A 12,671-nucleotide genomic window follows, 5' to 3' on the forward strand; every position below is an offset into this window, starting at 1 on the left:
ACGGGCTGATCGCCGCTGGAGCAAGGATCTACTCGCGGGATTCGTGATCGGCATGCTCGCAGTCACGATCCCAACACTGGTCGGTATCGCCACCGGATGGTATGCTGTTTCAACGACGTTCACCACGAATTCGATGGCGCTTTGGACCGGACTCGCCGTGATCGTCATGGCGTATCTCTGCACCGGTTTCTGGGAAGAACTCGTTTTTCGTGGCGTCCTGATGTCGAACGCAGCTGAAGGAATCCGTGGCTGGTTTTCGAGACGAAACGTGATCATCGTCGTGTTGATCCTACAGGCCGTCATTTTCGGTGTCATTCACGTTGATCAGTGGACGACACAGGCTCCGCATCCGACATTCGTAGTCACATGGATCCTCGGCGGGTTCATGTATGGATTGCTCTACCTGTTGGGGAACGATCTGGCGCTTCCAATCGGCGTTCATGCGGCGATCAATACCGCAGAAGCCGGATTGTTTTCGCAAACGGCACCGGCAGAGGGGGGCATCCCGGTAATCGTGCTGATCGAACCGATTAGCCAATCGATCCTTGCTGGTCACGGTGGTATCTTGATGATGAGTCGGACTGTGTTAGCTGCCATCCTCGGAATCCTATGGCTCTGGTATATCCGAGAAGGTTCTCTCGATCTGTGGACGCACTCTGCCATGCGCGTCTCTGATTCGACCTCATAAGAACCGTACCTAAACCATTTCCGACATGAAAGATACGCCCCTTGTATTCATCACTCTTCTCCTGATGGTTCCTTAGAGGATTTCAGGGAAGCGCCCGATACAGACAATCTAGTGATCAGCTTCTGGAGGTGATCCCGCTACAGGCCCGTCTAATTTGCGAGTTCTACAACCGTTGTCCCTGGCGCTAAGGGATTCAAAAACTCACAGTGATTCTTCAAGACCACGAAGAGTTGGTTCCACGAGATAGGAATATACCGTGATAGTTGATACATTCGTACATTTGCGAATCAAACCCAACAATGTTACTAGCAAGGAAAGACAGGTTGCCGTTATTGAGGACACGTTCCGCCACTCGGGCTTGAATGCCATCCTCACCGTTGAGATGACACCACCGACGGTGACTAGTGGACTCTGCACCAAAAGAAGCGTTCGGCAAAGAGCGACCAACCAGTTGGATACACATAGTGGCGCATCCTCTGAAGGGATACTGAGTGATGGTACGTGAACGGCTGGTCGGGATCGCTGGTCGCATGTGGGCCGATGGGATGGGCTGGATCCTCATCGTCATCTCGGTTGGTTGGTTTCTCTCGCTCGGAACTCGCCTAATTTATCCAGTTCTCATTCCAGAAATCGCGCTCGAATTCGGTATAGATTATACGAGTGCCGGGATCACGCTGAGCGTCCTCTGGCTCGGATACGCTCTGATGAGCCTCCCAGGTGGAGTGTTGGCCGACCGGTTGGGCGAGCGGTGGGTCCTGACAGGTTCGCTCCTCGTCGGCATCCTTGGTATCGGACTCGTTGTGACCGCGCCGGCCTTCGGGATCTTCGTCGTCGCGTCCTTCATTCTTGGATCCGGCCTCGGATTCTTCGGGACCACCGGGACGACGATTCTGGCGGACGTATATGATGATGGGGCGACAACCGCAATCGGCCTCTCTCAGGTAGTCGGCAATGTCGGTACGATTCTCCTGCCTGTTATCGCTGGCTTGCTTGTCGCTGTCGCCGGGTGGCGACTCGGCCTGGCATACGTCCTTCCAATATTCGTGATCGTCGTTGTCGGCATCTGGGTGATAGTCCCCAGGCGGACATCTCCACAGGCTGGCAGTGATGACCAGTCGTGGAGACGAACCGTTGCACGTATCGGTAGAACCTTCATAGATCGAACGTTGGTCCTGATAATCGTCGCTATGTCAAGCCTGGCGTTCGTCTACCAGGGGCTGTCCGGTTTTCTCCCGGCATATCTCATCGACGTAAAGGCCCTGGATCACACGCTCGCTTCCTTGCTCTTTGGACTCATGTTTGTCGGGATGATGATCGGAATGATAGCGAGCGGGCCGGTGTCCGATCATATCGGCGAACGTAACGCCATGATCGGGTTTTCGATCATGAGCATGCCACCTGTTCTCGCATTGCCGTATGTGGAGAATTTGGGGGTGATCATTTTCCTCGTGGTGTGTGCGGGTCTGATGGGTGGGTTCTTCCCGGTCTCGATGACTTACGTGATCCGCTTTATTCCAGACGATATCCAGGGGAGCGTCTTCGGCGTCGTACGCACGCTGTTCAACGGCATCGGGGTGCTTGGACCACCAACCGTGGGAGTCCTCGCGGATGCCGGATTCTTCGACATGGGTATTCTTGTCCTTGGTGGGATCGGTATCTTGGCCGTAGGCGCGAGTCTGCTTCTTCCTCAGATCTCCCGATAACTGGCCGGCGACCCAATATCGCTTGACCCCGAGCGGGCACACCGTGGATCGCCTCCGATCTCAAATCAACTGTAGTTATCTAAGTGTAGCTTCAACCGTGACAGTGTAACGTTATCTCCTCTGAGCGCGTAGCTTACAGAATGGGAGGAAAGAAATATCTCGTCGACCTTTCCGAGGAAGACCGCAAGACGCTCGACTGGTTCGTTTCTACAGGTGAACGGAGAGCTCAAGACAACACACGCGCACGTATCCTTCTGAAAGCTGACGACGGGCTCACTGATGCGACAATCAGTGAGCACGTCGGCTGTCACCCACAGACCGTCCACAACGTCCGGAAAGACTACACCGAACGAGGGCTCGCGGCGATGCATCGCCGCAAGCCCGACCGTGAGTACGAACGCAAACTCGACGGCAACGCCGAAGCCCACCTCATCAAACTCGCGTGCAGCGAACCGCCAGAAGGACACTCTCGCTGGACGCTCCACCTCCTTGCCGACGAACTCGTCACCCTCGACGAGATCGACTTCGAGTCGATCTCTCACGAAGCTGTTCGACAGCGGCTAAAAAAAACGCCCTGAAACCTCATCTCTCCAATTATTGGGAGATACCACCCGAACAGGACGCTGACTTCGTCTACTACATGGAGGATGTTCTCGATCTCTACCACGAACCCTACGACGAAACGCGTCCAGTCATCTGTTTTGACGAATCCAGTAAGGCACTCCGTGGGCACGAACGCGACCCGCTCCCGGCCGAACCGGGAGCGGTCGCTCGTGTCGATCACCGCTACACACGCAACGGGAAGCAGCGACTCCATATCTCGACTGAACCGTTGACTGGCTGGGTGAATGTTGAAATCACCGAGAAGAGACGGACGTCAGAGTGGATTGACCGCATGGTCGAACTCGCAGACGTTCACTACCCGGATGCGAATCGCATCCGGGTTGTGATGGATCAGCTCAACACGCACAAACCAGCCGCGTTCTACCAGTTCTTTCCGCCAGATCAAGCTCAAACATATCTTGATCGGTTCGAGTTCCACTACACGCCCAAGCGTGGGGGTTGGCTGAACATGGCTGAGATTGAGATCGGCGTCCTCAAACGACAGTGTCTTGATCGGCGAACCCATCAAAATCAAAACGAGGGCGGTAACGGATTACAGTTGGATTGAACTCCTTCTGTGCTCTTGGCCGAAACGTGTTAAAGTAAAACTGTAACCAGCATTTAAGTGTTCAACAGGAATATGAGTTATTGACTGTAGTTTCCAGTCATGAAGCGGCGCGGGTTCCTTGCGGTCTGTGGAGGGGTCACAACGAGTCTTAGCGGTTGTCAAGAGGATCAAGCAGATATCGGACCGGGCGAAGAGGTGTGGCGGTTCGAAACCGGTGATTGGCTGTATTCATCTCCGACGGTCGTTGATGGGGTTGTCTACGTCGGGTCGCACGACTGGCAGTTGCACGCGATCAACGCGGGAACCGGCGAAGCAGTCTGGAATCAACCATACGATATTGGATGGATTATTTGGGCATCAGCCTCAGTGATGGATGGTGTCGCGTACATCACTGCCGAAGACGCAAATCTCCATGCGGTAGACGCTGAAACGGGTGAGGCTGTTTGGGACGAACCGTTCGAAACAAACGGCTACATATGGTCTTCGCCAACGGTCGCTGATGGTGTTGTGTATTTTGGATCACGTGACCAACATCTGTACGCAGTTGACGCAGAAACCGGTGAGTTAGCTTGGAACGTACCGAAAGAGACAACGGACAACGTGGATACATCGCCAACAGTGGTTGATGGGACTGTTTATGCCGCCTCGTACGATGGCACAGTCTACGCCGTGGATGCAGCTTCCGGAGATCTCGTATGGAACGAGCCATTCGAAACAGAGGATGACATCTTTTCTTCACCGACGGTAGCTAATGGAAGCGTCTACATCGGCTCGTTCGATAACAATCTGTATGCGATAGATTGTGAGTCCGGCGAGCTTGCATGGAACCAGCCCTTCGAGACCGGACACGAAATTCGTTCCTCGCCGACAGTTGCTGACGGCACAGTCTATTTGGGCTCGCGCGATCACAATCTATACGCTGTGGATGCCGATTCGGGACAGATGGTGTGGGATCAACCGTTCGAAACCGATGGGAGCGTTAATTCGTCGCCAACCGTTGTCGGCGGGGTGGTTTTCGTTGGTTCACGTGACAACCATGTCTATGCTATCGACACAGAGACAGGCGAGGGAGTTTGGGATCAATCCTTTGAGACGGGTGATATGATTGCGGCATCCTCGCCAACAGTCGTTGATGGCATCCTTTTCATCGCCTCTTGGGACAATAACCTGTATGCGATTAATACGGGTATTGAGGGATCCAGCGAAGGATCACGGGTTCGTTTGGGAACGTTAGGACACCATCATGAATGGGCGGGCACAGAATCTCAGACGATAGAAACACCTCCACTTGAATCGATATGATTATCTCCCGGATCGATAGGTACAAGGTCTGTATGCCTCAGTCGATTCGATTCATAATTCTTCGGTGACATCCAGGGGTCGCGTTAAGTTAGAGGATGAGGCGTTCGTTCGCTGAGTGTCCATGCCTGAGATCGAACGCCTCAGCAATGCTATCACGTGGATAGATTTGTCGTTTGTGGAACGGGAGCGGACTCCCGAGTGGGCGATTCAAGCGGGCATCCGGTGTCATCTTGCCGGTATATCATTGAGGGATGCCAGTCAGTATCTCGATGAGTTGGGAGTCCAGCGGAGCCATGTTGCTATCCATGAGTGGGTTCACAAGGCCGATCTACAGCCGATCTCGACAGTTACTGCGGATCAACTCGCGGTTGACGAGAAGATGATCCGCCTGCACGGCCAAGAGTTCTGGCTGTACGGGGCTGTCGATCCGCAAACGAACGAAATCCTTCACGTCAGCCTGTTTCCGACCACAACGAAACAGACAACGCAGTGGTTTCTGGCCGAACTTCATCGTCGCTACCAGCTTGATGACGTGATATTTCTTGTCGATGACGCCGACTACCTCGCTCCAGTACTGGCTGAAGATGGTTATCGATTTCGGATACTCGCACACGGAAATCGGAATGCCATTGAACGTGTCTTTTGGGAGGTAGAACGAAGAACATCATCGTTTGCAAATAGTTTCAGCCATGTCGAGCTCAAGACAGCTCAAAACTGGTTCGAAGCCTTCGCCGTCTACCACAACTCACGCCAAAGTTAACGCGATGACCCAGATCAGCATATCTGATTCCCCGGGGGCGACCTCCATCGGGATCGACAGCATCGGTGCCCAAATCAGCCAGCTATACACGTAGGTGAGGGCGAAAAACGAGAGAACCGGGCGGTTCCGGATTACATTACGAATTCTGTTCATGTTCGATCACCGTCTTCTCGAATGAGCATTAATCCCAGGGCAACCAGCGTCGCAAGCGGTCCACTGACGATGAGGACAGCTACTACTATCACGAGTACGGAGATCACTGGCGCTACGAGCGGTGGAAGGAGCGTCGCTCCAACAGGGATAGTAAGAACGGTCACGATGGGAGCGACTACGCCGTAGGCGAGGAGTTTCCGCTGCTGCGCCGAAAATTGAATGCCGCTACCGTCACGCTGTGGAATCAAGAGCCCGACTGACAAGACGACGAACCCGCCGAGGACGTACACACCGTAGAAGAGTATCGCTAGTCCCTCGGCGAACCCGCTTTCGCCACGCGGCATCGAGGGGATGGTTGTAAACCCGTATAGTCCCCAGAGGATCACGATCGTCCCGAGTGTAGCGACGCCGAGCTGGAGGTAGGCTCGTACTGAACGACCAGTACGCTCCTTCGAGAGGATAGATGTGCTCATGGTACTGAACTAATCGAGGCGAGATCAGAAATATCAGTGAGATGATTCTCTGTCCCCGAGAATCACACGATCGGTTTTCATCTAATCAGGTCTATCAGCTACCAGCGGCGGAGTCGATACATATGATCAAAACTACGCTACCGAGTGACCGGCGGATTTCTCGCCTCGTGGGTGGCACACTCGTTGTATCACTCGCCTACGTTCTCGGGCAACTTCTGGGTGGCTCCGCGGCAGGAGCAGTTGGATTTCAGCTTCCTCCCGTGGACGACGCTACCGGGGCGTTCTGGTCGTTAGGCGCGTCTGCAATACTTATCGGACTCACGATCACGCTGGCTTCCTGGTGGTTCATCGGCACACGGCTGTGGCATCTGCTCACGTGGTTTGCGCTGGTCTTCTTCGGGACGGTCGGCATCATCCTCGAAGGAATGTTTTTCTTTCCCGGCGCACTTCCAGCAGAGACGGTTCCAGGCGTTGTGCTCGCCCAATTCGTCGCTGCCATCGTTACTGCAACCGTCGCTGCAGTCGTCCTCGGACCAACGGGTGACCGACAGACGTCACCGACGCTTGCAATGCCATACACGTCCGCTCTCTTGCTGTTGAGCGGGCTGCACGAAGCAAACGAGGAGCAAGAATCTGGACTGAAAGCAGGCAAGCCGCCAGCTGAGGCAAAACACCGCACGGATTGGCTCCAACCGCTCCTGTTAGCGGACGATAGCCTGCTTGAAGACCTCTCGACATCGTCGTCAGTGCAGCGGTCCCTGGGGACCGCAGACTATACTGTCCATCGTCCACCGGCGGGGGCGGCATGGCGGTCGGTTACGTCACCGCAGCGGCCACCCACAGATATTGAGATCGATGAGCCACCATCAACGCAACCGAAGGTTCGGCTTACAGCAACCGAATTTCGGGACTACGTCTATGAGGTGCGGCATGATGGGGCCTCGAAGCCGGCGACGCCGGATTCAAGCGACGCAGACGAGACTACGGAGGCCGAGAACCAGCAAACGGGCATGTCTCTTGATCCAAGAGTGTTCGGCGATATCGTACACAAACTCTGTGAGCTTCGGCTGCCAGAGGGGGACTGGCCCGATACAATCAGACGACTTGCGCCGGATCCTGCTGCCATTACGGATGAGACTGTCGCTCTGATTGCACAGCACGTCCACGCTGGCCTCGCAGAATTCGAGCAGCTCCAATCGACGTATCCAGTCGACCAGCGATTCGATGAGGTACAGGTAACCGCTCGGTTCTCAGCGGGTCGCGTTATTGGAGATATCGATCACCTCTCGATTACACCGACCGGCTATCACGTGGTTGACTACAAGACGAGCGACCTCGCCGGACGGGCGGTAGAGACGTTGACAGAGTATTATCTACCGCAATTGCGAGTGTACGCCTGCGCACTCTATCAGGCAGATCCAGGTCTCGAGAGCGTTGATCTCCGATTGGTGTTCACTGACGAAGGAATAACAGAGCGCGTCCAACTGGGGCCATCCGAAATCGAAGCCGACATCGATCGCTACGACTCGCTTCTGCAGCAGCGATGACACAGGGGTTTACACATGCGATCGCGTCTTCATCATAACTGCCGATGAGACCGACCCGTTCGTGTCACCTCAAAAATTGTTGCTGTCGACGACGGCTCCTACAGTGGTAGCACCACCAATTCGTCATCGACCCCGTCCCTGCACTGCGCTGTTCAGTAGTCGCCGAGCACGCCGAGCCGTCGCGCCCGCCGCGTCGCGTAGTGGAACACGACGTACCCACCGAGAAGGTATCCGACAGCGACCCCGACGAGCAGTGCGAGATCTCCGAGCCCGAACTCCCACAGTCGGACGCCATCAACCATCGCTCGCTGGAGGAGTGCACTTCCGTGGGCTAACGGCAGGAAGCGTGTCCAGGGCATGTCCAACACCGGCGCGGAGATCAGCACGATAAAACCGAACTGCAGGAGATTGAGCCAGTTGCCGATTCGCTTGTACAAAACCGTGATCCCGCCAGCAGCGAATCCGAGGCCGAGTACGGAGGTGATCGCCAATCCCGCTACGACGACGACCGTGATCGGATCAATGCTAAGCCATGTGCCGGTCACCACCAGCATTACCGCCAGCACGATCGCCGAGGTGAGAAACGTCCGGATGACCTTTGCGACGCCTTTCAGCAGGGCGACCGGCGCAAACCCGAAGGGCGTAGTGATGTGTCGCTCCAAGGTTCCCCACTGCACTTCGCTGCCGATGTCGTTCGACACCGACGAGTACGCACCGATCGACAGCGTCCACAGGAAGTAGCCGACGATGATCCCCTCGAGTGAGTCGGTCAGCGCCTGCCCGGCGAGTAGCTGCCCGCCGTAAAAGAGTACGCCGAAAAAGAACAGCGCGACGACGATCCCGCCGATGGCGTTCGCAGGATACCGAACGAAGATCAGGTACTCTCGATAGAAGACGGCTCTGGCGAGGTGATAGTAGGTGGCCGGTCGAGGGTCATCGTCGGATCGTGACACGGTGGTGGCCGCCGAGTCACCTCGATTCGCGGTCGTTCGATGGGTGCTGGGCGCCCGATCAGCTCCGTTGGTCACGGTGATCGCCCCCGTCCGTCGATCGCTCCGGCCTCCATGCCGGTTACGTCGACGAATACCTCTTCGAGATCCGGCCGAACGGTATCGATCGTTTCGATCGTGACTCCCGCCTCGCGGAGCGTCTCCATCAGGTCATACAGCGCGTCACCGGCGACATCCACCTCGAGGACGGTCCGTCGCTCTTCCACCAGGTTTTGGTCTCGATCCACGCCTCCGTCCGAGCCGACACCCTCCCCCACGTTGACGGCGGCGTCCGCGTCGCGATCGCCGTGGGCGTGATCCCCAGCCAGACTGGTGTCGTGGAGATCTTCGACGTGTCGAACTGCAAACGACTCTCTGAGAGTTTCGACGACCGCCTCGTCGAGGTCGGGACTCGTAATACGGATCGTCTCTCGAGTGGCGCTCGATAGCAGCGCCTCGACCGTATCGTCAGCGACGATCCGTCCACCGGCCATCATCACGACCCGATCGCAGACGTCCTCGATGACGTCCATGTCGTGGCTGCTGAGGACGATCGTGAGCCCCTCCTCGTGGGCCAGTCGTCGGAGTTCGCGCCGGAGCGTCCGAGAGCTTTCGACGTCGAGTCCGAGTGTCGGCTCGTCCAAAAAGACCAGATCCGCACCGCCGGCGAGCACACTCGCGAGCGACACCTTCTGTTTCATCCCTCGAGAGAGATCTCTGACTGGCGTGTCCGCTTTCTCAGTCAGGTCGAGCCGCTCGAGGAGGCGGTCGTGGCGTGCGGAAACGGAGTTAGGGTCGACCCCGTGGATCGTGGCGAAGTACCGCAGGTTCTCCCGGACGGTAAGTCGCCAGTAGTCGTTTCGTGCCCCTTCCAGCATCGCGTCGACGTCAGCATACGCCGCTCGGCGTCCGTCACCGACGTCGACACCGAACACGCGAACCGACCCTGCATCGGGCAGGACGATCCCCAGCGCGCATTTTATCAGCGTCGTCTTTCCGGCCCCGTTCGGGCCGAGGAGTCCGACGACCGTTCCTCGCTTGACGTCCAGGCTCACGTCGTCGACTGCCAACACCGACTCGTCGCCGCTCCCGAACCGCTTCGTGAGACCCGTGATCGAAAGCGCGAGAGTCGACAGGTTGGTTTCGTTGTTGACGTCGTTTGCGTCCTCACGCTCGCGAGGGCCATCGATCTCGTTCGCCGCACTCCGTGCCATCGAATACTCCTACGTGCCGAGCGGGGATATATTCACCATCAACGGTATGAGACACATCAGTTACGTCAAAGGCGAGACCCCGCTGCTACGGCCGCCGCGGTGGCGACTCACGCACTGCCTGATGGAAACTCGGAGTGAGAACACCGGAGACAGAATGTCGCGTATACCGCCCCACACGCGACGACCACTGTGATTCCAAGCCGCCCCAATCGCGAGCTGGCACCAGTTGATGGGTAGTAGAATTGGGCCAGGGAGTTTCAACCCCGAGAATCCGTCCGAGTCGTCGACTGCTTTTGTCGCTGGCGTGGGTGTCTCTGATGGCGTCGTTTCCGCAGCTGTCGCTTCCGTCGGGGGCGAGGCGGCTGGTGATTGGGTCTGGATTCGGGTACTCGACCGGCGCCGGGACACTCCGCTAGGCTAATCGAAGGCGATCGCCTGTCGCCGGACGCGGTCGGGCTCAAACAGGTGGTTCAGGCGATGATAAGAGTCGTGGACTGTGACGTGCCACACCTCAACGAACGGTTCGGTTCGTCAGAAGGACAATCCGGTATAAACCCAGCGAGGACACGTTGCTCGGTCGGCATGACCTCACGGGACGTATTTTTTGCTCCCGAGCATTCTCTAACACGTCGTCGAGCAGTTCTGATCACCCAACCAAAACCTGGCTCAACCACGCTTCGCTCTTGTGGCGCAGATTGTTGGTGAATCATAGCGCCGTTTCGAGGATGATTTTGAGCGCTTCTTTTCCCGGTTTTCTGTACACTTCACGGCGGAGCTGAAACGCTCGGAGATATGGTGTGAGTCTGTCCTTAGAGACGCCTCGATGCGGCGAGAGCCCCCGTCGCGCCAGCGACGCGTGGCTCTCATAGGTGTTCACGTGGACGTCTCCATCGACATATTCGCCGTCACCGTGGACGACGTATTCACGAGTGAATGGGTCGTCCTCGTCAAGCGGTTCGTATGCCCGAAAGCCGTCGGTATAGACGGTTAACGACTCCTGTTGGCGGTCGGCCAGCAGAGTCGAATCGTCGATTCGGTCGCGTACCTCGCCTGTCAGTACCGACTTACGGTACTTCAGACACCAGATGAAGAGATACTGGAGTTTTTAGAACGCGGTCGTTAACGCGAACGCATTTACAAGAAATCTTGTTGAACCACTACTCAGGCGCCGGATTCAGGAGGGTAATCCACAAGACCCCACCTCCCAAACAGGCAGTGGGATGGCCACCAACGACCTGCCAGTCGATACCGAAACTCTCAGCGAGCGTCACGAAATCGGGTTCCTGAGTTCCGTGCCGAACGACTCGCCACGGTGGGCGTGCTGCTTATCGGAGATCAGTCTGAAATCGTCATCGACGAAGAGGACGAACGTATAGGAGGTGTCTCAAACCATCTCCTCGTTTTCTCGCTCACTACGACGGCAACGCCAGCAGAGGGTTTAAAGTCGATGCGGCGACTACTTTTTCTCAATGGCTACACAGGAGTATCGTATCGTCTCTGGCAAGGAATCGAAAATACACAATGAGCCACACATCGAAGGGAGTCGAGTGACGGTTCGAGACGTGTATGTCCGTGTCGAGCAACGTGGACTGAGTCCCGAGCGGATAGCCGAGCGATATAACCTGGACATCGCTGACGTCTATGAGGCACTCGCGTACTACCACAACAATCCGGATGAGATGAAGCAGGTTGAGAAACGACACGAACGAGCTGGCGAGGAAGCGAAGCGGCGTTCATCGCTTGAGCCTCCCGAACACTGACTGATGGGGTATCGGCTCATCCTCGACGAGAACGTCGAACATGAAGTCTATCATAGACTCGAAAACTACGGTCATGATGTCGCACATGTGGACTTCGTTTCGGAGCTCGGGAAAGGAACGGACGATTATTCGATTGCGCAGTATTCCTGCGACACTGAACGAGTAATCGTCACCTACGACGACGATTTTGTCCTCGAAGTTGATGAATCAGACTACCGCGCAGTGTTGTATATTCACGACGCAAGGCTCACCGTCAAAGACGTTGCAGACATCGTCCACACGGTCTCTCAACAATACCCCCAAGAGGAGATCCAGGGGCTGGAGTATATCGGCGATGAGTGGCTGTGAGCATCTTCTCACTACAACCTATCCGATAAATCAGGGTTGCCGGTACGGCAACGTAGAGTCCAGTTATCGGCCCCTCGCTTCTGTTGTTGCTCGTGGTGTTCGGGCTGTTCAGTTGGGGTGGGATCGCCCGCCTGGTACGCAGCGAGACCTTGCAGCGAAGAGAACGGGGGCACGTACTGGTCGCACGTAGCCTCGGCGCATCTGGGTCGTACCTCGCAAAGCGTCATCTTCTGCCGAACGTAACGAACACTGTCGTGCCGGCAGTTTTTCATCTCTTTGCGATTCTCGTGCTCGTCGAGGCGGGCCTGGCGTTTCTCGGGTTCCACGAGCTCTGGCTCTACTCGTGGGGATCGACCATAAGCGAGTCGATCAACGCCCAGATAGGGAGTCGACTACAGCTGCGTGCTGATCGACCGGCGTATCAGATCTGGTGGGTCTCCGGGCTTCCGGCGCTGGCGTTGACGCTCACGATCACGGCGTTCAAACTGCTGGGAGACGGTCTGCGGGACGCGCTGGATCCGCGTGGGTAGCGATGTCCGGAACTGTACCCAGCTTTATCTACG

The 12,671-nt window shown here is 56.4% G+C and carries 11 protein-coding genes and 4 pseudogenes; 10 read left to right on the forward strand and 5 right to left on the reverse strand.

Going from position 1 to position 12,671, the window contains the following annotated elements:
• Positions 1-52 precede the first annotated feature (52 nt).
• The 6 genes and pseudogenes from AArcSl_RS11365 to AArcSl_RS11385 all read left to right on the forward strand — a co-directional run bounded on the left by AArcSl_RS11365 (position 53) and on the right by AArcSl_RS11385 (position 5,624).
• A complete protein-coding gene (locus AArcSl_RS11365) occupies positions 53-688 on the forward strand; it encodes a CPBP family intramembrane glutamic endopeptidase (protein ID WP_119819175.1) in 636 nt (211 codons plus the stop codon).
• A gap of 494 nt (positions 689-1,182) precedes the next feature.
• Positions 1,183-2,391 carry an MFS transporter gene (locus tag AArcSl_RS11370; RefSeq protein ID WP_119819179.1) on the forward strand — a complete coding sequence of 403 codons (1,209 nt, stop codon included), beginning with the start codon at positions 1,183-1,185 and terminating at the stop codon, positions 2,389-2,391.
• 140 nt (positions 2,392-2,531) lie between these two features.
• Positions 2,532-2,969 (forward strand): helix-turn-helix domain-containing protein, encoded by a 438-nt coding sequence (locus AArcSl_RS17225; protein ID WP_217563447.1) that lies wholly within the window; start codon positions 2,532-2,534, stop codon positions 2,967-2,969.
• Positions 2,864-3,514: pseudogene (locus tag AArcSl_RS17230) on the forward strand (IS630 family transposase); the annotation flags it as partial. The gene AArcSl_RS17225 and the pseudogene AArcSl_RS17230, both read left to right, overlap by 106 nt.
• A gap of 147 nt (positions 3,515-3,661) precedes the next feature.
• Entirely contained in the window at positions 3,662-4,864 is a 1,203-nt protein-coding gene (locus tag AArcSl_RS11380; RefSeq protein WP_119819182.1) for an outer membrane protein assembly factor BamB family protein, read from the forward strand.
• 121 nt (positions 4,865-4,985) lie between these two features.
• Entirely contained in the window at positions 4,986-5,624 is a 639-nt protein-coding gene (locus AArcSl_RS11385; protein WP_119819185.1) for an IS6 family transposase, read from the forward strand.
• A 149-nt stretch (positions 5,625-5,773) separates the two neighbouring features.
• Here AArcSl_RS11385 and AArcSl_RS11390 read toward each other — a convergent pair whose 3' ends face one another.
• Positions 5,774-6,250 (reverse strand): hypothetical protein, encoded by a 477-nt coding sequence (locus AArcSl_RS11390; protein WP_119819187.1) that lies wholly within the window; start codon positions 6,248-6,250, stop codon positions 5,774-5,776.
• Positions 6,251-6,372: 122 nt separating this feature from the next.
• On the opposite strand from AArcSl_RS11390, the gene AArcSl_RS11395 reads away from it, so the two are divergent.
• Positions 6,373-7,797 carry a PD-(D/E)XK nuclease family protein gene (locus tag AArcSl_RS11395; RefSeq protein ID WP_161945941.1) on the forward strand — a complete coding sequence of 475 codons (1,425 nt, stop codon included), beginning with the start codon at positions 6,373-6,375 and terminating at the stop codon, positions 7,795-7,797.
• A gap of 152 nt (positions 7,798-7,949) precedes the next feature.
• Here the strand turns inward: AArcSl_RS11395 and AArcSl_RS11400 are convergent, their stop codons facing one another.
• The 4 genes and pseudogenes from AArcSl_RS11400 to AArcSl_RS11415 all read right to left on the reverse strand — a co-directional run.
• Entirely contained in the window at positions 7,950-8,750 is an 801-nt protein-coding gene (locus tag AArcSl_RS11400; RefSeq protein WP_119821947.1) for an ABC transporter permease, read from the reverse strand.
• 71 nt (positions 8,751-8,821) lie between these two features.
• Entirely contained in the window at positions 8,822-10,000 is a 1,179-nt protein-coding gene (locus tag AArcSl_RS11405) for an ABC transporter ATP-binding protein (protein ID WP_119819193.1), read from the reverse strand.
• Between the two features lie 706 nt (positions 10,001-10,706).
• Positions 10,707-11,050 (reverse strand): annotated as a pseudogene (locus AArcSl_RS11410) (transposase); the annotation flags it as partial.
• Positions 11,025-11,087, reverse strand: a pseudogene (locus AArcSl_RS11415) (IS200/IS605 family transposase); the annotation flags it as partial. The pseudogenes AArcSl_RS11410 and AArcSl_RS11415, both read right to left, overlap by 26 nt.
• Before the next feature lie 382 nt (positions 11,088-11,469).
• On the opposite strand from AArcSl_RS11415, the gene AArcSl_RS11420 reads away from it, so the two are divergent.
• From AArcSl_RS11420 to AArcSl_RS11430, 3 genes and pseudogenes are all read left to right on the forward strand, one after another.
• Entirely contained in the window at positions 11,470-11,760 is a 291-nt protein-coding gene (locus tag AArcSl_RS11420) for a DUF433 domain-containing protein (RefSeq protein WP_119819196.1), read from the forward strand.
• A gap of 3 nt (positions 11,761-11,763) precedes the next feature.
• Entirely contained in the window at positions 11,764-12,108 is a 345-nt protein-coding gene (locus AArcSl_RS11425) for a DUF5615 family PIN-like protein (protein WP_119819199.1), read from the forward strand.
• Positions 12,109-12,182: 74 nt separating this feature from the next.
• Positions 12,183-12,638, forward strand: a pseudogene (locus AArcSl_RS11430) (ABC transporter permease subunit); the annotation flags it as partial.
• Between the last annotated feature and the right edge of the window lie 33 nt (positions 12,639-12,671).

The sequence above is a fragment of the Halalkaliarchaeum desulfuricum genome, from assembly GCF_002952775.1.
Classification (GTDB): domain Archaea; phylum Halobacteriota; class Halobacteria; order Halobacteriales; family Haloferacaceae; genus Halalkaliarchaeum; species Halalkaliarchaeum desulfuricum.

Coding starts and splice junctions, on each gene's coding strand:
- AArcSl_RS11380 (WP_119819182.1), top strand. CDS start 3,662: ATGAAGCGGCGCGGGTTCCTTGCGGTCTGTGGAGGGGTCACAACGAGT.
- AArcSl_RS11395 (WP_161945941.1), top strand. CDS start 6,373: ATGATCAAAACTACGCTACCGAGTGACCGGCGGATTTCTCGCCTCGTG.
- AArcSl_RS11370 (WP_119819179.1), top strand. CDS start 1,183: ATGGTACGTGAACGGCTGGTCGGGATCGCTGGTCGCATGTGGGCCGAT.
- AArcSl_RS11390 (WP_119819187.1), bottom strand. CDS start 6,250: ATGAGCACATCTATCCTCTCGAAGGAGCGTACTGGTCGTTCAGTACGA.
- AArcSl_RS17225 (WP_217563447.1), top strand. CDS start 2,532: ATGGGAGGAAAGAAATATCTCGTCGACCTTTCCGAGGAAGACCGCAAG.
- AArcSl_RS11420 (WP_119819196.1), top strand. CDS start 11,470: ATGGCTACACAGGAGTATCGTATCGTCTCTGGCAAGGAATCGAAAATA.
- AArcSl_RS11405 (WP_119819193.1), bottom strand. CDS start 10,000: ATGGCACGGAGTGCGGCGAACGAGATCGATGGCCCTCGCGAGCGTGAG.
- AArcSl_RS11365 (WP_119819175.1), top strand. CDS start 53: ATGCTCGCAGTCACGATCCCAACACTGGTCGGTATCGCCACCGGATGG.
- AArcSl_RS11425 (WP_119819199.1), top strand. CDS start 11,764: ATGGGGTATCGGCTCATCCTCGACGAGAACGTCGAACATGAAGTCTAT.
- AArcSl_RS11385 (WP_119819185.1), top strand. CDS start 4,986: ATGCCTGAGATCGAACGCCTCAGCAATGCTATCACGTGGATAGATTTG.